General features: G+C 62.1%; 18 protein-coding genes and 1 tRNA gene. 4 read left to right on the top strand and 15 right to left on the bottom strand.

From position 1 onward, the window contains the following. Window positions 1-3: 3 nt before the first annotated feature. Window positions 4-1443: an alpha/beta hydrolase domain-containing protein gene (locus tag QM600_RS21770; RefSeq protein ID WP_283263624.1), complete on the top strand. Its 1440-nt coding sequence runs from the start codon at window positions 4-6 to the stop codon at window positions 1441-1443. On the opposite strand, the gene QM600_RS21765 is transcribed toward QM600_RS21770, so the two are convergent. The 3 genes from QM600_RS21765 to QM600_RS21755 all read right to left on the bottom strand — a co-directional run bounded on the left by QM600_RS21765 (window position 1417) and on the right by QM600_RS21755 (window position 4160). After that, the gene (locus tag QM600_RS21765; protein WP_283263623.1) at window positions 1417-2262 is read right to left on the bottom strand and encodes an alpha/beta fold hydrolase; all 846 of its coding nucleotides are present in this window, start codon (window positions 2260-2262) and stop codon (window positions 1417-1419) included. The two genes, QM600_RS21770 and QM600_RS21765, sit on opposite strands and share 27 nt — an antisense overlap. Next, a complete protein-coding gene (locus QM600_RS21760; RefSeq protein ID WP_283263622.1) occupies window positions 2259-3410 on the bottom strand; it encodes an amidohydrolase family protein in 1152 nt (383 codons plus the stop codon). The genes QM600_RS21765 and QM600_RS21760 overlap by 4 nt, the downstream gene beginning before the upstream one ends. A gap of 676 nt (window positions 3411-4086) precedes the next feature. Further along, window positions 4087-4160: transfer RNA gene (locus QM600_RS21755), tRNA-Cys, on the bottom strand. Between the two features lie 123 nt (window positions 4161-4283). Between QM600_RS21755 and QM600_RS21750 the strand changes: the two genes are divergently transcribed. Next, window positions 4284-5489, top strand: coding sequence for an alpha/beta hydrolase family protein (locus tag QM600_RS21750; RefSeq protein ID WP_283263621.1), 1206 nt, complete (start codon window positions 4284-4286; stop codon window positions 5487-5489). Between the two features lie 7 nt (window positions 5490-5496). Here QM600_RS21750 and mraY read toward each other — a convergent pair whose 3' ends face one another. After that, window positions 5497-6573, bottom strand: coding sequence for a phospho-N-acetylmuramoyl-pentapeptide-transferase (gene mraY / locus QM600_RS21745; protein WP_283263620.1), 1077 nt, complete (start codon window positions 6571-6573; stop codon window positions 5497-5499). 85 nt (window positions 6574-6658) lie between these two features. Between mraY and QM600_RS21740 the strand changes: the two genes are divergently transcribed. Then, entirely contained in the window at window positions 6659-7177 is a 519-nt protein-coding gene (locus QM600_RS21740; RefSeq protein ID WP_283263619.1) for a MarR family winged helix-turn-helix transcriptional regulator, read from the top strand. 58 nt (window positions 7178-7235) lie between these two features. Here the strand turns inward: QM600_RS21740 and QM600_RS21735 are convergent, their stop codons facing one another. The 11 genes from QM600_RS21735 to QM600_RS21685 form a co-directional block, all read right to left on the bottom strand. Next, a complete protein-coding gene (locus QM600_RS21735; RefSeq protein ID WP_283263618.1) occupies window positions 7236-8012 on the bottom strand; it encodes an enoyl-CoA hydratase in 777 nt (258 codons plus the stop codon). Next, window positions 8009-8908, bottom strand: coding sequence for a 3-hydroxyisobutyrate dehydrogenase (gene mmsB, locus QM600_RS21730; protein WP_283263617.1), 900 nt, complete (start codon window positions 8906-8908; stop codon window positions 8009-8011). Before mmsB ends, QM600_RS21735 begins: the two co-directional genes overlap by 4 nt. A gap of 23 nt (window positions 8909-8931) precedes the next feature. Beyond that, window positions 8932-9978, bottom strand: coding sequence for an enoyl-CoA hydratase/isomerase family protein (locus QM600_RS21725; protein ID WP_283263616.1), 1047 nt, complete (start codon window positions 9976-9978; stop codon window positions 8932-8934). Continuing rightward, window positions 9975-11132: an isobutyryl-CoA dehydrogenase gene (locus QM600_RS21720; protein WP_283263615.1), complete on the bottom strand. Its 1158-nt coding sequence runs from the start codon at window positions 11130-11132 to the stop codon at window positions 9975-9977. Before QM600_RS21720 ends, QM600_RS21725 begins: the two co-directional genes overlap by 4 nt. Window positions 11133-11147: 15 nt before the next feature. Beyond that, on the bottom strand, window positions 11148-12665 hold the full coding sequence (locus QM600_RS21715; protein ID WP_283263614.1) for a CoA-acylating methylmalonate-semialdehyde dehydrogenase: 1518 nt from the start codon (window positions 12663-12665) through the stop codon (window positions 11148-11150). A gap of 122 nt (window positions 12666-12787) precedes the next feature. Further along, the gene (locus tag QM600_RS21710) at window positions 12788-13501 is read right to left on the bottom strand and encodes a copper homeostasis protein CutC (RefSeq protein WP_502943053.1); all 714 of its coding nucleotides are present in this window, start codon (window positions 13499-13501) and stop codon (window positions 12788-12790) included. Beyond that, a complete protein-coding gene (gene nagB, locus QM600_RS21705; protein ID WP_283263613.1) occupies window positions 13501-14280 on the bottom strand; it encodes a glucosamine-6-phosphate deaminase in 780 nt (259 codons plus the stop codon). The genes QM600_RS21710 and nagB overlap by 1 nt, the downstream gene beginning before the upstream one ends. A gap of 2 nt (window positions 14281-14282) precedes the next feature. Further along, a complete protein-coding gene (locus QM600_RS21700) occupies window positions 14283-15470 on the bottom strand; it encodes an N-acetylglucosamine-6-phosphate deacetylase (protein WP_283263612.1) in 1188 nt (395 codons plus the stop codon). Next, window positions 15467-17128, bottom strand: a complete 1662-nt coding sequence (gene ptsP / locus QM600_RS21695; protein WP_283263611.1) for a phosphoenolpyruvate--protein phosphotransferase — start codon at window positions 17126-17128, stop codon at window positions 15467-15469. The genes QM600_RS21700 and ptsP overlap by 4 nt, the downstream gene beginning before the upstream one ends. Further along, window positions 17128-17397 (bottom strand): HPr family phosphocarrier protein, encoded by a 270-nt coding sequence (locus QM600_RS21690; RefSeq protein ID WP_283263610.1) that lies wholly within the window; start codon window positions 17395-17397, stop codon window positions 17128-17130. The genes ptsP and QM600_RS21690 overlap by 1 nt, the downstream gene beginning before the upstream one ends. Before the next feature lie 4 nt (window positions 17398-17401). Then, window positions 17402-18745: a PTS transporter subunit EIIC gene (locus QM600_RS21685; protein WP_283263609.1), complete on the bottom strand. Its 1344-nt coding sequence runs from the start codon at window positions 18743-18745 to the stop codon at window positions 17402-17404. A gap of 128 nt (window positions 18746-18873) precedes the next feature. Here QM600_RS21685 and QM600_RS21680 point away from each other — a divergent pair, with 128 nt between their 5' ends. After that, complete coding sequence (locus tag QM600_RS21680; protein WP_283263608.1) at window positions 18874-19182, top strand: PTS sugar transporter subunit IIB; 309 nt, start codon at window positions 18874-18876, stop codon at window positions 19180-19182. Window positions 19183-19205: the final 23 nt, after the last annotated feature.

The following is a 19205-nucleotide window of genomic DNA, read 5'->3' as shown; positions in this document are numbered from 1 at the left end:
CGGGTGTCGGTACAGGATCAGCGGCAACCGAACACTGATGCCGACACCCACGAGGACCTGCTCACTATGACGTTGCACGTCAACCGATCAATTTCTGTCGCAGGACCGATAGTCGGGGGTTCCCACGGCTTCCCCGGCACATCCACGTCTTTGGATATTTCAGCTGCCGACTATGTAGAGCGCGAGTACTTCATCAGCGGTAACGCGGCGTCGTACATCGCTACGAACTCGTGGACTTCCGATGGCCGTTGGGACGTCGAGGAAGAGTCGTCCGCGCCGTACACAACACGAATCATCGTGCGCACGCCGACGGACCCGGACACGTTCAACGGAACCGTCCTCGTCGAGTGGCTCAATGTCAGCGGCGACACCGACGTCGATGTCGATTTCGGACACATGAACGAAGAAATCACCAGAGGCTATGCCTGGGTAGGCGTTTCCGCGCAAGCTGCCGGGATCACCAGCACCGGCGGTAGCGCTCTCGGCGACGGTGTTGTCGGCCTACTGACGTGGGACCCCGAGCGATACGGGAATCTCGATCACCCGGGAGACCGGTATTCCTACGACATCTTTTCTCAGATCGGCACAGCCTTACGTTCACCCGGCGACGTCGATCCGCTGGGCGGTCTGGTGCCGACACAGATCCTTGCGGCCGGACAGTCACAATCGGGATTCCGAATGCTGACGTATGCCAACGCTGTTGCGCCTCACGCCCGAGTCTTCGACGGCTTGATCGTCCATGCCCGCGGCGGCATCGGAGCTCCTCTGGGCGACGGCATGATGCTCCTGGATCCCGCGCCGGCCCGGGTACGCACCGATCTTGATGTTCCCGTGTTCCAGTTGATTACCGAGACTGAACTATTCGAACTGTGCGGCGGACCCGGCCCCACCAGTTTTGTTGCCGCTCGTCAGCCCGACACCGACATGATCCGCACGTGGGAAATCGCGGGCACCGCACACTCGGACGCATACTCACTGAAAATCCTTCATCCGCAGTACGTTCGCCAGTTCGTCGACATCAAGAACCTCGCAGCACTGTTCGACATCGTCAACGACGGACCACAGCGATACGTCTGCTGCGCTGCACTACGCGGCCTACGTGAGTGGGCAGCGGGCGGTGCTGCCCCGGCGTCGGCACCTCCCATCACGACCGCTGACGACGCGATTGTGCGGGACCGCCACGGAAACGCGCTCGGCGGCGTCCGAACGCCTCACCTCGACGTACCGCTCGCGGTGCTGACCGGAGAAAAGGTGCACGTCCCCACCAACGGTGCGACCATCCCGTTCGATGCCGCGACATTGGCGGCCCTGTACCCGGGCCACGGCGCCTACGTGACGGCGTTCACCGAGGCCACCAACCGCGCCGTGTCGGGCGGGTTCATTCTCCCGGAGGACGGCGCCGTACTGATCGCCGAATCAGCCCTGAAGATGCTCGGCGAGTAACCGGTCCAACTGTTCCGGCGCTTCGTCGGGTATCCAATGGCTCACGCCGCGAAGAACTTCGAAACGGTACGGACCGTCCACGAATCGCGGCGTGAGCTCACTACCTTTGGGACCGATTGCGGTGTCGTTGTCGCTCCAGATGTGGAGCGTCGGAACGCTGACACGAACGGCGCGCGGTTTCGGATTTCTCATCCACATGGCGCGATACCAGTTCAGCCCACCGCGTAGGCGCCTCGGCGAACGCATCGCGTCCAGATCACGCCGTGCGCGTTCTGGGCTTTGCCCGCTCGCAACCAGAACCTTCTGCCCGGCAGCGGTTCTGGACAGGACCCATTCCGGGAGAATCGGCAGCTGAAATGCCGCCATGTACCAGGACTTCAAGCCCTGAGTGCTGGTCAACATCGCTCTGACAAAAGCCAATGGATGCGGAACGGACAGCGCGGTCAGCGTACGCAGCAAGTCCGGTCGCTGCGCCGCGACCTCCCAAGCAACCCCGGCGCCCCAATCGTGACCCACCAGATGTACTTTTCCGACGCCCACGGCATCGATCAAAGCAACTGTGTCAGCAACCAGTTCGGATCCTCGGTACGACCACCGCGATTTCGGACGGGCCCCGGAAGAGTATCCACGTTGATCCGGCGCGACGGTACGGTAACCGCGCGCGTGCAAGTACGGCACCAACCGATCCCAGGACGACGAATCCTGCGGAAAACCATGGAGCAGAACAACAACCGGGCCGTCGATCGGGCCTTCGTCACGAACATCGAAGGTCAGCCCGGAACGCGTGTAGGTGGTGAGCCTCGAAACTTCTGCGGTCATGGTGCCACGCTAGCGCGCACCGACTCCATCGCGGGCGAATTCTCACCGGCCCGCAGAAACCTGCCCGTCTTCTCGATACCGAATCCTGCGGCGAATGCGCCGTCGCGGTACACCAACCGGCCGTTGATCACGGTAGCCACCGCGGCACCGTCGCTACGGTTCACCATTCGCGAGATGCCGTTGTATTCGGGAACTGTTGCCTCGAACAGTCCCTCCACCGACTCGTCGAACCCGGCCGGGTCGATGACAACGAGGTCGGCACGATCCCCCTTGCGCAAGTGCCCGGCATCAAGTCCGTACCAATCTGCGAGTTCTCCGGTGAGGCGATGAATCGCGCGCTCGACGGTCAGGAACGGCTTCCGATCTCCCTGAGCATCGTTGACTCGCTTGAGAAGTCGCACGGGGTAGTTGTAGAACGCCATGTTCCGCAAATGCGCGCCGACGTCACCGAAGCCCATCTGAACTCCGGAACTGGACGCCAGTTTCTTGGCGTACTTCGGGCGGTGATTGGCGATCGTGGTGCGCCAGCGAAGCTTCTTCCCGTACTTCACAACGAGGTCGAGATAGGCGTCGACCGGATGCACGCCACGAATGTCGCCGACCTCCCCGAAGTTCTTTCCGATCAGCGTCTCGTCGGGACAACCGACGATGACAGCGTCGTAGAAGTTTCGGTGCCCCGAATGACCGATAAAGGCGGCAACATTCGGACTGAGGGGAAGTGCGTCGAGCGCCGCCGCGTAGGCCGCAGGCCCGGTCCACGTCTTCTTCTCCTGGAGAATGCGCAAGACCGCGTCGTGAGGGACGGCTTCAACCCGACTGAACAGGTCCGCGGATTCCTGCGGAGTCGAGTACACAGTGGACAGCGAGCAGCTACCCAGTACAACCGTCGTGACGCCGTGGCGGACAGATTCGGGCAACCCGGGGCTGACGAGAACTTCGGCGTCGTAGTGCGTGTGGACGTCCACAAAGCCGGGGAGCACCCACTTGTCGGCGGCGTCGATCACTTCGGTGTCGGGCCCGGCGAGAAGTGGGTCAATCGACACTTCTGCAACAACTCCGTCCCGGATTCCCAGATTGCGACGCAGGCCGGGCACCCCAGTTCCGTCGAACCACAGACCGTTGTTGACCACGATGTCGAAACCTGACACTGTCTGACTCCTCACCTCATCTACGTGTAACTAAACGTTATAGATAGCCGCAGAAAGAGGTCAATGGGCCATTCACTTACGGCCGCGACCAGCGCAACTACTGGACAAATTGCCGATTTTGCGTAATTGTGATCCGGACCACCGGGCGCACGCCAGCGAGAATCGTTAGGTATCTTGCTTGCAGTGGCACTGGACCACGTTTCCCCAACACGTTAGGAATTACGACATGCAGTCTGTCGAAGACGTTTTGCCCGAAGGTGTCAAACTCGCCGACATCATGAATGTCCTCAAGCTCGGAATTGCTGCCATCGGCCTGATTTCCGCGGTCTCCGCCTTCAGCTGATCTCCACGTAGCAACGAACGGGCCGGACTTCGGGGAGTTCGGCCCGTTTTATATCACTTCCCGGCTTTCGCCACGCCGAATTGCACTAAATGGCTACATTTACCCTAACAACTGTCCAGTTTGCTAGCGTGCATCTGCACGGCACCGGGTCGGGCATCACACAAACGGAGGACAACCGTGGGTTCCATCGACACCATCAGCTCAACCATCGACATCGTTTCGCAGATCGTGAAGCTTCTCCAGAAGCTCACGGCCGGCAGCTGATCGCAAGAAACAATCGCCGACATACAGGCGAAACCAAACGGGGCCGACAATGTCGGCCCCGTTTGTCGTTGGAGCGGATGACGGGATTCGAACCCGTGTGAACGGCTTTGCAGGCCGGTGCCTAGCCACTCGGCCACACCCGCGTTACTTCAGTGACTCTGCCGTTTACGCTGCGGGCTGACACTACTTTCACTCAGCATGATTCAAGCTCTGACCAGATGTGCTGTAGTGAGACAAGGGGACCACAGCAACGAAAGGCATCATCGATGCGGCGAACACGACTGACGACAGCAGCCCTGGCCACAGTCATCGCAACGGTTGGCTTCGGCCTTGCGACGGCGATACCACCGGTCGCGTCGGCACTGAGTACGAACGGCACCGGCTTGGAGTACTCGGATCGAACGTTCCAGCCTTTCACCGCGTCCAACGGCCTGTCATCCCAGTACCACGTCTATGCCTCGGGAATCCCGCAAGACCATGCGGCTGGTTTGGTGCTTCAGTTTCACGGAGACGACGCGTACGAGTTCAAGAATCCCACCTCTTCGTACAGCCTCGGAGGTGCGTCGGGCATCGTGGCTCAGTCGCGCGGACGCGGTTACATCACCGTCCCGGTGCTCGCGCCGGACACCGATGGACCGATCACGTGGTGGGAGAACGGGAGCGCGAACGCCGACTTCGTTGCCGACCTGGTCAACACACTCAAAGCCGGTTACAACATCGACAGCGAGGACGTCTGGCTCGTCGGTTACAGCGGAGGCGCCCAATTCATCACGCAGTTCTACCTGCCTGAGTACTCCTCACAGATCAACGGTGGCGGCACTGTGGTCTTCGGTGGAGGCGGAGTGCCGCGTGTCTCGGCGGCACCCTTCGACGACGCTCTGGTCAGCGACCTTCCGATGCATTGGTACACCGGAGCGGACGATACCGGGGCCGGCGGTTACAACGCGCTACGTGATGCACAGAACGGATCGGCCTGGTACGCGGCGAAAGGGTTCACGACAGACCTGGAATCTCCCTCCGGCCTCGGCCACAATCTCTCGGGCCGGTTCGGTCAGGTCTTGGCGCGGCACCTGGACCAGCATGTGCCCAGTACAGATGGCAACACCCCCACCATCCCGACCACACCCGTAGTGACACCGACTCCGACCACACCCGTAGTGACACCGACTCCGACTACGCCGCCCAACCCGCCGACGACAACGCCGCAACCGCAGCCATCCACGTGGAACCACACGATCACCCCAACCCGAATCGGGGCAGATCTAACCGTCTCCATCCCGCCGGGGACCAGTCGCACGACGTTCCGGGTCACCGCGGTCAAGGGACCGTTCTACGTCTACAACTACACGACCAGGACAGGCCCACGGACACTGAGCATTGTCTCGAGCCTCAGCCCGGACACGACGTACACCTACACGTTGGAAGCCGACGGAACCGTTGTCGGGTCAGGGTCCTTCCGGACCCTGGCCTGAGTTCCACTTAACCCGTGGCGGCAAACCATTCGCTGTAGAAGGTCGCCAATCCGAGAACACAGGAGATGGCGACAAAGATCCAGAATCTGGCGATCACGACTGTCTCGGGCCAACCGAGTAACTCGAAGTGATGGTGTATCGGGGCCATCTTGAATACGCGGCGGCCGGACGATCGGAACACCAACACCTGAATGATCACCGACAGGATCTCAGCGACGAACAGGGCGCCGATAATGACCATCAGTAGTTCGGTGTGAGTGGTGACGGATAGTCCGACTACAAGACCACCGAGAGCCAGTGAACCCGTATCGCCCATGAAGATCTGCGCGGGCGCGGCATTCCACCAGAGGAAACCGAGGCACGCTCCACCCGCAGCGGCCGCAACTATCGCAATGTCGAGCGGATCCCGCACGTCGTAACAACCGGCGACGGGGTCGAGCACGCACGAGTTCCGGTACTGCCACCCGGCGATGACGACGTAGGTGCCGAGGATCATGCCCATCGAACCGGCTGCGAGGCCGTCAAGGCCGTCGGTGAAGTTGACGGCATTGGACCAGGCGAAGACAAGCACGCAGAAGAAGACCAGGAACCCGATCGTTCCCATCGAGAACACCGAGATATCCCTAACATGGGAGAGGTACTGGCTACCCGGTGTCACGCCCTTGTTGTTGGAGAACTGTAGAAACAGCACGCCGAAAATGACCGCGCTCGCGAGCTGACCGACCGTCTTCGCGGTCTTGTTCAAGCCGAGGTTGCGTTTCTTACGAATCTTGATGAAGTCGTCCAGGAATCCGACGATTCCCAGTGACGTCGCCAACGCGAGGACCAACCAACCCGAAGCGGACAGTCTCGGAAGTACCGAACCGAAGCCGATCACGTGAGCTGCCAGATAGCCCGCCCACATACCCGCGATGATCGCGATTCCGCCCATCGACGGGGTGCCGCGCTTGCCCTGATGACTTTGCGGCCCCTCGATGCGGATCTCGTGTCCGAGCCCCTGCTTGGACAGCACTTTGATGAGGAAAGGCGTCAGGAACAGAGCGACGAATAACGAGACGCCACCCGCGACGAGGATTGAAATCACTCGGTGGACTCTACAGATGTCACCGCCGGCGACACACAATCAGACAAGGCGGTCGGCGCCTGGCAAGCATGGGATGATCGAACCTATGCCTCCCGCCTCGCCGCTCCCCCTCGACCCCATCGAAGAGGCGCATCGGCAATGGACCGAGCACGGTTGGAGTGACGTCGCCGACGGTATGGCGGCCGTCACCTCGGTGATGCGGGCCCAGCAGATCATGATGGCCCGGGTCGAAGAGGTACTCAAACCACTCGGACTGACGTTCGCCCGATACGAACTGCTGACCCTGCTCACCTTCACCAGGTCGGGCGCACTTCCGATGACCAAGGCCAGCGCCCGCCTTCAGGTCCACCCCACCAGCGTCACCAATGCCGTCGACCGGTTGGAGAAGGCGAAGCTTGTACGACGCGTACCGCATCCCAGCGACCGACGTACGACGCTCATCGAAATCGCCGACGCCGGTCGGACGCTCGCGCTCGAGGCGACCGAATTGCTCAACGCCAAGGTCTTCGCGCACCCGGGTCTGGCGCCGGACAAGCTCGACCAGTTGGTGATGATCCTCACTGAATTGCGGAAAGATGCCGGCGATTTCGAGGCCGGAACGTAAACGATCCTGAAGGATTTCGCTCGCTCAGGGAGCGAAATCCTTCAGGATCAGGGCACTACTAGCGGTGCTTGAACTCAGCTGACCGCTTCTCCACGAATGCGGCCATGCCTTCCTTCTGGTCTTCCGTGGCAAACGTCGAGTGGAAGATGCGACGTTCGAAGCGGACTCCCTCAGCGAGGGAGGACTCGAAGGAGCGGTTGACGGCTTCCTTGGCCATCATCGCGATCGGCAAGGACATCTCGGCAATAGTGGTTGCCGTCTTCAGCGCGTCGTCGAGCAGGTCTGCTGCCGGAACGATCCGCGACACGAGGCCTGCGCGCTCAGCTTCTTCGGCATCCATAGTGCGTCCGGTGAGGCACATTTCCATGGCCTTGGCTTTGCCCACTGCGCGGGTAAGGCGCTGGGAGCCGCCGATGCCGGGGATGACACCGAGCTTGATCTCGGGCTGACCGAACTTCGCGGTGTCGGCGGCAATAATGAAGTCGCAGAGCATCGCGAGCTCGCAACCACCACCGAGTGCGTATCCGGCGACAGCAGCGATCAGAGGCTTCCGAGACGCAGCGACGCGATCCCAGGGAGTGAAGAAATCCTCGGTGTACGCATCCATGTAGGTCTTGGACTGCATTTCCTTGATATCGGCGCCGGCGGCGAATGCGCGCTCGGAACCGGTGATCAGGATGGCGCCGATGCCGTTGTCTGCTTCGAGATCGGTTACTGCTGCAACCACCTCGTTCATCAGCTCGGAGTTGAGAGCGTTGAGAGCCTTGGGGCGGTTGAGCGTAATGACGCCGACGCGGCCCTTACGCTCGAGGATAATGGTGTTGAAGTCGGTCACTGCTGTCCTTCGCTCGAACGGTCACGGATGTCGTTGATGATGGCAGAGAAGTCCAGACCGCCACCGCCCGCGGCATGGAAACGACTGTAGAGCTCTGCGGCCCTGAGCCCGAGCTCGCCGTCAACACCATTGGTGCGCAAAGCGTTTGCCGCCAAACCGAGGTCCTTGTCCATTAACGCGACAGCGAAGCCTGGCTGGTAGTCGTTGTTGGCTGGGGTGGTGGGAACCGGTCCAGGGACCGGGCAGTTGGAGGTCAATGCCCAGCACTGCCCCGATGCGTTGGACGCGACGTCGAAGAGCGCCTGATTGCTCAGGCCCAGCTTCTCGCCGAGAACAAATGCTTCACTGATGGCGATCATCGATACGCCGAGAATCATGTTGTTGCAGATCTTCGCAGCCTGACCGACACCGGCGTCGCCGCAGTGAACTACCTTGCGGCCCATCACCTCCAGCAACGGCGACGCCGCCTGAAAGTCTGCTTCGGAGCCGCCCACCATGAACGCGAGGGTGCCGGCGGTTGCACCGACAACACCGCCCGAGACGGGTGCGTCGACGCTGCGATGGCCTGCAGCTTCAGCCTTGTCGTGGGCCACCTTGGCATCTGCGACATCGATCGTGGAGCAGTCGATGAACAGGGTGCCGGGTGTAGCGATCGACAACAACTCGTCGTACAGACCGAGAACGTGCTTGCCGCTGGGCAGCATCGTGATGACGACGTCCGCGCCGCGCACTGCATCTGCGGCCGAATCAGCTATGGATGCACCATCTTTGACAGCCTGCTCGAGCGCTGCCGGCGCCAGGTCGAAACCGACAACCTTGTGACCGGCCTTGACCAGATTAGCTGCCATCGGGCCACCCATGTGACCGAGTCCGATAAATCCAACAGTCGTGCTCATAGCTCGCGCTCCTTCGGCATTGGTCAGTGAGATGTAAGGCCGAGCTCGCGCTCGTCGAGCGGCGCAAAGTATGCGTCCACTGCTTCTTCGGTGACATCCTCGAGGGTAGCCGGTGACCACTGCGGGTTTCGGTCCTTCTCGACAACTTGCGCTCGGATTCCCTCGACCAGATCGTGTGAACGCAGTGCTGCGGTGGATACCCGGAACTCTTCGTTCAGAACCTCCTCGAGACTGCCGGCGTCCTTGGCATGACGCAGCGAACGCAACGTCACGGACAGTGCGACCGGAGACTTGCCCAGGATCGCCTCAGCTGCCTTCTCGGCTTCGGGAATTCCGCTGGCGCGCAGTCGTTCGACAATCACCGGAACGCTATCGGCCGAGTAGGCCGCGTCGATCCAGCTCTGCTGAGCCACAAGCTCGGATACCGGTGCGGGCTCGGCAAACTGAGCAACGGCTTCGGCAAGGGTTGAGGACGCCAGAGCCTCGATGAACGTGTCGATGTTCTCCGAAGGAATGTAGTTGTCCGCGAACCCGCATGCGATGGCGTCGCCGGCACTCAGACGCGCTGTGGTGAGCGCGATATGAGTTCCCAGCTCACCGGGAGCACGCGAGAGTAGGTACGTGCCTCCCACGTCGGGGATGAAACCGATTCCGGTCTCGGGCATTCCGATCATCGAGCGTTCGGTGACGATGCGAATGTCGCCGTGTGCGGAAACTCCGACACCGCCGCCCATGACTATGCCGTCCATGATCGCGATGTACGGCTTGGGGTAGTTCGCGATTTCGGCGTTGAGGATGTACTCGTCACGCCAGAAGTCGAGTGAACCGGTCTTGCCGTCCTTGGCGTCGTGGTAGATCGAGACGATGTCGCCGCCGGCACACAGGCCACGCTCGCCGGCGCCCGTGAGGACGACAGCTTTGACGTCGTCGTCGCTCTTCCATTCCTCGAGCGCCTTGGCCATCTGCGTCACCATGTTGTGGTTGAGCGCGTTGATCGCCTTGGGACGGTTGAGCGTAATGCGCCCCAGTCCGTCGCGCTTTTCGATGAGTACTTCGTTCACTTCACTCATGCTGCTCCTTGCTTTCCCTGCGATCCGACAACACTGCGGGCGATGACAACACGCATGATCTCGTTGCTACCTTCGAGGATCTGATGAACCCGTAGGTCACGCACGATCTTCTCGATCCCGTACTCAGCAAGATAGCCGTACCCACCGTGAAGCTGGAGCGCCCGGTTGGCTACGTCGAAACCGGTGTCCGTCGCGAAGCGCTTGGCCATCGCGCACAGTTCGACAACATCGGGTGCGCCCGTTTCGAGTGCCTCGGCAGCACGCCACAGCAGAGTGCGTGCGGCCTCGAGTTCGGTACGCATATCGGCAAGCTGGAATTGCAGCGCCTGCGATTCGATCAGTTGCGCACCGAAAGCCTTGCGGTCGGTCAAATATCCGACAGCTTTCTCGAGGGCTGCCTGCGCGCCGCCCACCGAGCAGGCAGCGATATTCAGGCGGCCGCCGTTGAGGCCCTTCATGGCGATGCGGAAACCGCTCCCCTCTTCGCCGAGCAGGTTGGCCGCCGGAACCCGCACGTCCTCCAAGATCACCTGACGGGTGGGCTGCGCATTCCACCCCATCTTGATCTCGTTGGCGCCGAACGACAGACCCGGAGAGCCCTTGGGCACGATGAATGCCGAGATCCCCTTCGCACCAGCAGCGCCGGTGCGAGCCATCACGACGTAGACGTCGGAAGTGCCTGCACCGGAAATGAACTGCTTCACACCGTTGAGGATGTAGCCGTCGCCGTCCCGAACGGCTTTGGTGCTCAGGCCCGCTGCGTCGGAACCGGCACCAGGCTCGGTGAGGCAGTAGCTGCCCAACTGGTCCATCGAGCACAGACCCGGAACCCATTTACGACGCTGTTCGTCGTTGCCGAACTGGTCGATCATCCACGTCACCATGTTGTGAATGGAGATGTACGCGGCGATCGACGGATCACCCTTCGCGAGCTCCTCGAAGATCCGGGCAGCATCGACGCGGGTCAGTTCACTGCCACCTACATCTTCACGGATGTAGATGCCGCCCATACCCAGGGACGCCGCCTTGCGGAGAACGTCCACCGGGAAATGCTTGGTCTGGTCCCACTCAACTGCATTGGGCGCCAAATGCTCGGCCGCGAAGTCGCGGGCGGTGTCGCGAATCGCCCGCTCGTCATCGGTCAGAGTAAACATGGAAAGTTGGTCCGATCAGTTCATCGTCGGGATGACGAAGTGGTTGGTCTCTTCTTTTTTGCCGGAAGGCCAACGCTGCGTCACGGTCTTGGTCTTGGTGTAGAAGCGGAAGGAATCGGGACCGTGCTGGTTGAGGTCACCGAATCCGGAGCGCTTCCAGCCACCGAAGGTGTGGTACGCGATCGGGACGGGGATCGGCACGTTGACGCCGACCATGCCGACGTTGACGCGAGCCGTGAAGTCACGAGCGGTATCGCCGTCACGAGTGAAGATGGAGACGCCGTTGCCGTATTCATGCTCGGACGGAAGACGCAGTGCCTCTTCGTAATCCGCTGCACGCACGACCATCAGGACGGGTCCGAAGATTTCCTCGGTGTAGATCCGCATCTCGGGGGTGACATTGTCGAAAAGGGTGGCGCCGGCGAAGAAGCCGTCTTCATGTCCTTCAAGAGTGAAACCGCGGCCGTCGACGACTGCTGTTGCGCCCTCGTCGATTCCGATCTGCACGTAGTTGTTGACGCGATCCAGAGCGTCGGCGCTGACCAGGGGGCCGAAATCGACACCTTCGTCGTCACTGCGACCGATCTTGAGCTTGGCGACGCGTTCCTTCAGCTTGGCCACCAGCGCGTCTGCGGTCTCTTCGCCGACGGGAACGGCCACCGAAATAGCCATGCAACGCTCACCGGCACTGCCGTAACCGGCGCCGATGAGTGCGTCGGCAACCTCGTCGAGGTCGGCGTCGGGCATGACAACCGCATGGTTCTTGGCGCCGCCGAAGCACTGTGCGCGCTTGCCGTGTGTTGCGGCTGTCTCGTAGATGTACTGCGCGATCGGCGTGGAACCCACAAAGCCGATGGCCTTGACGCGCTCGTCGGTCAGCAGGACGTCGACAACTTCCTTGTCACCGTTGACCACGTTGAACACACCAGCGGGCAGTCCGGCTTCGAGGAACAGTTCGGCCAGACGCAGCGGCACCGACGGGTCACGCTCGGACGGCTTGAGAATGAAGGCGTTGCCTGCAGCGAGGGCTGGGCCGGCCTTCCACAGCGGGATCATCGCGGGGAAGTTGAAGGGCGTGATTCCGGCGACGACGCCGAGCGGCTGACGCATGGAGTACACGTCGATACCGGCGCCGGCGCTCTCCGTGAACTCGCCCTTGAGCAGGTGCGGGGCGCCAACGGCAAATTCGATGACCTCGAGGCCACGCTGGATGTCGCCCTTGGCGTCGGCGACGGTCTTGCCGTGCTCGGACGAGAGCAGCTGCGCGAGAGACTCCATCTCATCCTGCGCGAGCTGGAGGAACTTCATCAGGACGCGAGCGCGCTTCTGCGGATTGAACGCAGCCCAGACCTTCTGCGCTTCTTCGGCATTCGCGATAATGGCTTCGGTCTCAACCTTGCTCGCGAGCGGCACTCGCGCCTGCACCTGACCGGTGTTCGGATCGAATACGTCTGCAAATCGCTCGGAAGTTCCGGGAACGCGCTTGCCACCGACGAAGTGCGTCAACTCTTGAACCGCCACTTTTTCAACCATTGTGCTAACCCGTTCCTTACTCGTTGTGGACCGCCGAGGAGGCAGCGCTAGTTATGTCTACCATCCTATAGTTGGATGTCCATGCATGTCCACAGTCGTGCACCTTTCTTAACCTGCCGGGGTTAAGAAAGACGCACAGCAGAAGCTGCCGCAGCAGCAATCTCCTGGTCAGTTACTTCATATCCATCGCTGCCGCCGCCGGGTCCACCGGAACCGTCGATCACCTTGCGCGCCGACAAATGGATCGCGTCGACGCCCGTGGCCGCGATCTTCGCGATATCCGGCACGCATACTCCCCCGCCGGCCATGATCTCGACGCGGCCGTGCGCGTATGCAGCCATCTCGGCCAACTCGCCGAGTCCGTCGACGCAACGCGGGGCGCCGCCGGACGTGAGTACTCGACGCACTCCCAGTTCAGCGAGGACGTCGAGGGCAGCCAACCTGTCCGCCACCACATCCATGGCGCGATGGAAGGTCACCGGAACAGCAGCCGGGTCAACGGCGCGCAAAAGGTGTTGCAGCGCAACCGTATCGATGCGGCCATCTTCAGTGAGCGCGCCCACCACCACACCCGAGGCGCCGGCATCCACCGCAGCAGCGGCGTCGCGGGCCATGACATCCAATTCTTCACTGCTATAGACAAATCCGCCGGCTCGACTGCGAATGAGCGGGTGGACTGCAATGCCCGTCGCCACGACGGCCTCGATCATCGCCAGACTGGGAGTCAACCCGCCGGTGGCTCCCAGTGCGGAACACAATTCCACCCGCGAAGCACCGACGGCCGCAGCGATGCGCGCACCGGATGCGTCCTGCACCGCCAGTTCCAGTACCGCCATCAGAATCGCTGCGAAGCAGGCTTGTGCTCGACTGCGTAACGGTAGTAATCGGCAAGCTTCAAACCGGTAGCTGCCGCTTCGTCGATCACGACGGTGACGTGGCGGTGCAACTGCATGACCGAGGCCGGGCAGAACGCTGCGAGAGGGCCTTCTACCGCCGCGGCAATTGCGTCGGCCTTGCCCTCGCCGAGTGCGATCATCACCAGGTGGCGGGCCTCACTGATGGTGCCCAACCCCTGCGTCAGTACGTGATGCGGGACGTCGTCGACGCTGTCGAAGAAGCGCGCATTGTCGATACGGGTCTGCTCGGTCAACGTCTTCACCCGCGTACGCGAGGTCAGCGAAGATCCGGGCTCGTTGAACCCGATGTGTCCGTCCGTGCCGATACCGAGCAACTGCACGTCGACGCCACCAGCGGCGGCGATGACGGCGTCGTAGCGTCGAGCTTCGGCGTCGATGTTCTCAGCTTCACCGTTGGGGCTCGACACCAGTGCCGGATCAAGATTGACGTGATCCACGAATTCGGAGCGGATCACCGAAAAATAAGACTGCTCATGGCCTTTCGGAATACCGACGTACTCGTCGAGCAGGAAGGCTCGGGCGCCCGAGAAATCGAGACCCTCTTCGCGGTGCCGACGCGCCAGTTCCTGATAACTGCCCAGCGGGGATGATCCGGTGGCCAGGCCCAGCGTGACGTGGCCGCTGCGGACGTAGCCCTCGACAATGTCTGCCACCGTGGTGTGAACCTCGGCGGCGGTGGGGCGAATAACGATTTCCATGTCTATTCCTTTCCAGCGACTGTGCTGCCCAGCAGCACGCGCGGGTTGTGCAAGCTGCGATCTGTCACAAGAATGTCGGCCCGTGAGCCCACGGCCAGAGTGCCGCGTTCGGCATCGAGGCCGAGAAGTCGTGCCGGCGTGCGGGTAGCAGCGGCGACCGCGTCAGCGAGGGGCACATTCGCCTCGAACACGGTGCTACGCAACACATCCAGCAATCGTGCTGTCCCGCCGGCGATCGCCCCTTCGGATCCGTCGGCGGTGGCCAATCTCGCGATACCACCCGAGACTCGCACATCGAGCGGGCCGAGTCGGTAGTCGCCGTCACCCATTCCGGCGGCGGCCATCGAGTCACTCACCAATGCAATCTGTTCCGCACCCACGGTGTCGAACACCATCGAGACGGTTTCCGGCGCCAGGTGTACGCCGTCGGCGATCAACTCCACCACCATCTCACCGCGGGCCGCCCCGGCCAGGCAGGCAGCCACCGGGCCGGGCGCCCGGTGATGCATCGGCGGCATCCCGTTGAACAGGTGTGTGGCGCTGAGTGGTCCGGCTAACAGCCCGCTCGACGCCTCCGCGATGCGACCCCTCATGGTCGACGCATCGCAGTCGGTGTGTCCCAGACTCGGCACGATGCCACGCCGACGCATGATCGTAAGAAGTTCGGTGAAGTGCGCCGTTTCCGGTGCCAGTGTCATCGAACGGACCGTGCCGCGAGCGGCATCACAAATCTCCTCCAACAGGTCCGGGTTACCGGGCACGATGGATGCCGGATCTTGTGCACCGCAGCGGGCGCAGTTGATGAACGGGCCTTCAAGGTGAATACCCAGAAGGTCGCCCCGTTCAACCAGTTCGGCCAGAATCTTTGCCTGGCGCAGCAAATCCGCAGGTTGAGCGGAAACGAGGCTGCCGAGGAGTCCGGTCGTACCGTGCTCGCGGTGATGAGCAGCGGCCAGCGAGGCACCAGCGGAGTCGGTGTTGGGAAACCCGGCTCCGGCAGCGCCGTGACTGTGGACGTCGATCAGTCCGGGCAGGATTAACTGATCTGTGGCTGCCGGCACCACGCCGGGGTAGTCCGCGGCCGATCCTACCCAGGTAATCAACGCGTCTTCGGCAACAATCACTCCGTCTGCAATCGATCCGGATGCTGAGCCGATAATGTTGCCCCGTAGGATAACTGCGCTACTCACAGCGACTCCCGAATCTCCAGCACGGCAGCCCGCCCGCCCACAGGGTTGCGCGCAGCCCGCGCAGCAGCGGCCATTGCCCGGCACCCGTCCAGGTCTACGGCGGCCAACCTGGCGCGCACCTCACCCAACGCGGGTGTGGACATCGACAGACTGGTGACGCCGAGGCCCACGAGAACCGGCGCCAACAACGGATCCGACGCCGCCTCGCCGCACACTCCGACAGGCTTTCCGACCGCTGTGCCGGCGGCACCCACCAGCGCGATCAAGTCGAGAATTGCCGGCTGCCACGGGTCCAGCAGGTGTGCCAGACCACCGGCCATGCGATCGACCGCACACGTGTACTGACTCAAATCGTTGGTACCGATGCTGACGAAATCGAGATGCTCGAGAATGTCCTTGGCACGCAACGCTGCTGCCGGCACCTCGATCATCGCGCCCACCGTGGTGATACCGCGGGAGCGTGCCAGTTCGGCAAAACCGATCGCCTCGTCCGCCGTCGACACCATCGGAGCCATCACCCACAGATCTGCACCCGTGGCGAGGCCGGCAGCAGCCAGCGCGTCCAATTGTGTGATCAGCGTCTGCGGATACACGTCGGCGATGCGGAGCCCACGAATTCCCAACGCCGGGTTGGCTTCTTCCGCTAGATCCAGGAACGGCAACGGCTTGTCCGAACCGGAATCGAGGGTCCGAACTACCACCTTTCGCCCGGAAAAGTGCTGCAGGACAGCCGTGTACATCTCAGTCTGCTCGACAAGCGAGGGCTCCTCGGTGCGGCCGAGGAACGAGAACTCGGTGCGGAACAGTCCGACGCCCTCGCAGTCGACGCCACCCGCTCGGGCCGCGTCGTCAAGCGTTCCGATGTTGGCGAGCAAACCCACGGCCGTACCGTCGAGTGTGCGGCCCGGTCCACTGCCCGACGCCGTTCGCGCTGCGGCCGCAGCAATCCCGAGCGCCGCACGTTCCTGCTGCTCGGCGTTCGGATCGACCACAACGTCACCGGTACTGCCGTCGAGAATCAGCAGCACACCTTCGGGCAGAGCGAGCGCTTCGGGGCAGCTCACCACTGCCGCGATACCCAGCGACTTCGCCAAAATCGCGGTGTGACTGGTCGGCCCACCTTCCCCGGTGAGCAGGCCGACGACGTCACTGCCGGCGAGCGTCGCAGTATCCGCGGGAGCCAGATCCCGGGCCACCAGAATGTACGGATGACCGGGTGCCGGAATACCCGGCAAAGGCTGATCGAGCAGTACCGCGACGGTCCGCCGACCCAGATCGCGCAGGTCCGTAACTCGCTCGGCCATGTAGCCGCCCAGCGCTGCGAGCTTGTCGCAGAATCCTTCGAAAGCCACGGTCACCGAGTACGCGGTCGGTAGGCCGGCCTCGAGATTCTTGGAAGTTTCCTTCACGATTCCAGGATCACGGGCCAGCGCCGCAGACGTCACCAGGATCTCGGCGGCAACTCCGTCGACGCCGTCGCCGCGGCTCTCGAGATCGCTCGCCACGGTGTCCAATGCTCTACGGACGCGCACCAATTCGTCGGCCGGTGTGCCGGTCACCGGATCGCCCGCCGACGTCTCGATGACGGTGCCGAAACCGATCCACGGCGCGCAGACCACACCGGAACTCACACCGAGACCGTTGATGTCGGTGGACATCAGGCCTCGTCGAGGTCGGTGGCGAGCAGTTCGGCCAGGCTGCGAAGGGCATCTTCGGCGCCTTCGCCTTCTGCCTGCAACGTCACCTCGGCTCCGAACTGAGCACCGAGCGTCATGACCGACAGCATGCTGGCGGCGTCGACCGGCTCGCCGTCACCGAGTGCAATAGTGACGTCGACGGGGGCGGTGGCTGCTGCCCGGGTGAACTTGGCAGCGGGGCGGGCGTGCAGGCCCACGGTTGATCCGATGATGGCGGTTACGGTTGCCATGGCGTCAGCGACCTTCCAATTCCTTGGCGATTTTCTGTTCTTGTTCCGCTACTGACGGCGCGTCGACGCGAGTGTCAGCCACAGCTGCGACGGCAACTTCTGCCTCGATCACTGCCTCGCCGGGAGTGTTGTCCTCGCCATCGAGCTCTTCTTCGCGGCCGGGGGTGCGCAGGTTCCACTTCTTGATGACAAAGCTGAAGAGGAAGTAGTAGATCAGTGCGTAGACGAGGCCGATCGGGATCAGCATCCAGGCATTGGTGGCTTTGCCGAAGTTGAGCGCGTAGTCGATGAAGCCGGCGGAGAACGTGAAGCCGTCGTGGATTCCGAGCGCGTTGACCAACGCCATCGACGTACCCGTCAAGATCGAGTGGATGACGTACAGCGGCCAGGCTACGAACATGAACGAGAACTCGAGCGGCTCGGTGATACCTGTGAGGAACGCGGTCAGACCGGTGGAGAGCATGATGCCGCCGATCAGCTTCTTCTGAGAAGGCTTGGCGTTACGCCAGATCGCGAAAGCTGCTGCGGGAAGCGCGAACATCATAATCGGGAAGAAGCCCGTCATGAAAGTGCCGGCACTGGGGTCACCGGCAAAGAAGCGGTTGAGATCGCCGCGGACCAACTGTCCCGACGCGTCCTGATAGTCGCCGATCAGGAACCACACTGCAGAGTTGAGGATGTGGTGCAGGCCGGTCGGAATCAGCAACCGGTTCGCGGTGCCGTAGATACCGCCGCCGATCACGGTGTTCGACGCGACGGTCTCACCCACCCAGGTCAGACCGGAGTTGAAGAGTGGGTAGATGAATGCCATCAGCACACCGACAACAAGTCCCGTGACAGCGGTGAGGATGGGAACCAAGCGTCGACCGTTGAAGAATCCGAGGTAGTCGGGAAGCTTTGTGCGATAGAACTTCTGCCACAGGATCGCGGACAACAAGCCCATCACGATGCCGGCCAGCACGCCGTAATTGATCATCGACGGGTCACCGTTGGGGTCCGTCTTGCCCTCGAGAACGATGGGCGACATGGCCTCGAAGACGCCGTTGATGACCATGTATCCGACGACTGCAGCCAAGGCTGTGGAACCGTCCGACTTCTTGGCCCACCCGATGGCGATGCCGACCGCGAAGATCAGCGGCAACCACGTGAAGATCGACTGTCCGGCAGCCGAGATGACACCCGCCGTGCTTTCCAGTGCACTGAAACGCCCGAGCAGATCGTCCTGACCTGCACGAAGCAGAAGTCCGGCCGCGGGCAGCACCGCAATGGGCAACATCAGGCTGCGGCCGAGGCGTTGAACCCCGGCAAACAACGTCGATTCCTTCTTGGGGCTGTCGTCGGCAGTCATAAAGACCTTCTCTTGTCGTCTGGTGCGGCGCGGGGTGAACCGATGGGGCAGAAAGTATTGTGAACCAGTATCCACAAGGGGTACTGTCCGGTCATAACCAGTTGCTAGTTTGACCAGGTGAACGCAAGATGTCAACAGGAGAATGTGACCTAGGCAACTGGAAAAGCACTCACCAGCTAACCGACCCGCACAAACCAGGAGAATCAATGTCCAAGGCAGAAGCAATCGTCAAGGGCCTCGGCGGCGCCGAGAACATCGTCGAAATCGAAGCGTGCATCACACGCCTGCGTACCGAGGTCAAGGACGGAAGCAAGGTCGACGAGGCAGCCCTCAAGGCCGCCGGCGCTCACGGTGTCCTCAAGGCCGGCACCGTCGTCCAGGTCATCGTTGGCCCCGAGGCGGACACCCTCGCCGAGGACATCGAGGACATTCTGTGAGCGTCTCCGTCCTCGCTCCCCTG

Source organism: Rhodococcus sp. IEGM 1379 (assembly GCF_030056815.1).
Lineage (GTDB): Bacteria > Actinomycetota > Actinomycetes > Mycobacteriales > Mycobacteriaceae > Rhodococcus_F.
This window is presented reverse-complemented; position numbering and strand designations above follow the sequence as displayed.

Bases quoted from the DNA above. Each gene is read 5' to 3' on its own strand.
- nagB (WP_283263613.1), bottom strand. From the start codon at position 14,280: ATGGAAATCGTTATTCGCCCCACCGCCGCCGAGGTTCACACCACGGTG.
- QM600_RS21720 (WP_283263615.1), bottom strand. From the start codon at position 11,132: ATGTTTACTCTGACCGATGACGAGCGGGCGATTCGCGACACCGCCCGC.
- QM600_RS21765 (WP_283263623.1), bottom strand. From the start codon at position 2,262: ATGACCGCAGAAGTTTCGAGGCTCACCACCTACACGCGTTCCGGGCTG.
- QM600_RS21715 (WP_283263614.1), bottom strand. From the start codon at position 12,665: ATGGTTGAAAAAGTGGCGGTTCAAGAGTTGACGCACTTCGTCGGTGGC.
- QM600_RS21690 (WP_283263610.1), bottom strand. From the start codon at position 17,397: ATGGCAACCGTAACCGCCATCATCGGATCAACCGTGGGCCTGCACGCC.
- QM600_RS21710 (WP_502943053.1), bottom strand. From the start codon at position 13,501: ATGGCGGTACTGGAACTGGCGGTGCAGGACGCATCCGGTGCGCGCATC.
- QM600_RS21725 (WP_283263616.1), bottom strand. From the start codon at position 9,978: ATGAGTGAAGTGAACGAAGTACTCATCGAAAAGCGCGACGGACTGGGG.
- QM600_RS21750 (WP_283263621.1), top strand. From the start codon at position 4,284: ATGCGGCGAACACGACTGACGACAGCAGCCCTGGCCACAGTCATCGCA.
- mmsB (WP_283263617.1), bottom strand. From the start codon at position 8,908: ATGAGCACGACTGTTGGATTTATCGGACTCGGTCACATGGGTGGCCCG.
- QM600_RS21685 (WP_283263609.1), bottom strand. From the start codon at position 18,745: ATGACTGCCGACGACAGCCCCAAGAAGGAATCGACGTTGTTTGCCGGG.
- QM600_RS21680 (WP_283263608.1), top strand. From the start codon at position 18,874: ATGTCAACAGGAGAATGTGACCTAGGCAACTGGAAAAGCACTCACCAG.
- QM600_RS21740 (WP_283263619.1), top strand. From the start codon at position 6,659: ATGCCTCCCGCCTCGCCGCTCCCCCTCGACCCCATCGAAGAGGCGCAT.
- ptsP (WP_283263611.1), bottom strand. From the start codon at position 17,128: ATGTCCACCGACATCAACGGTCTCGGTGTGAGTTCCGGTGTGGTCTGC.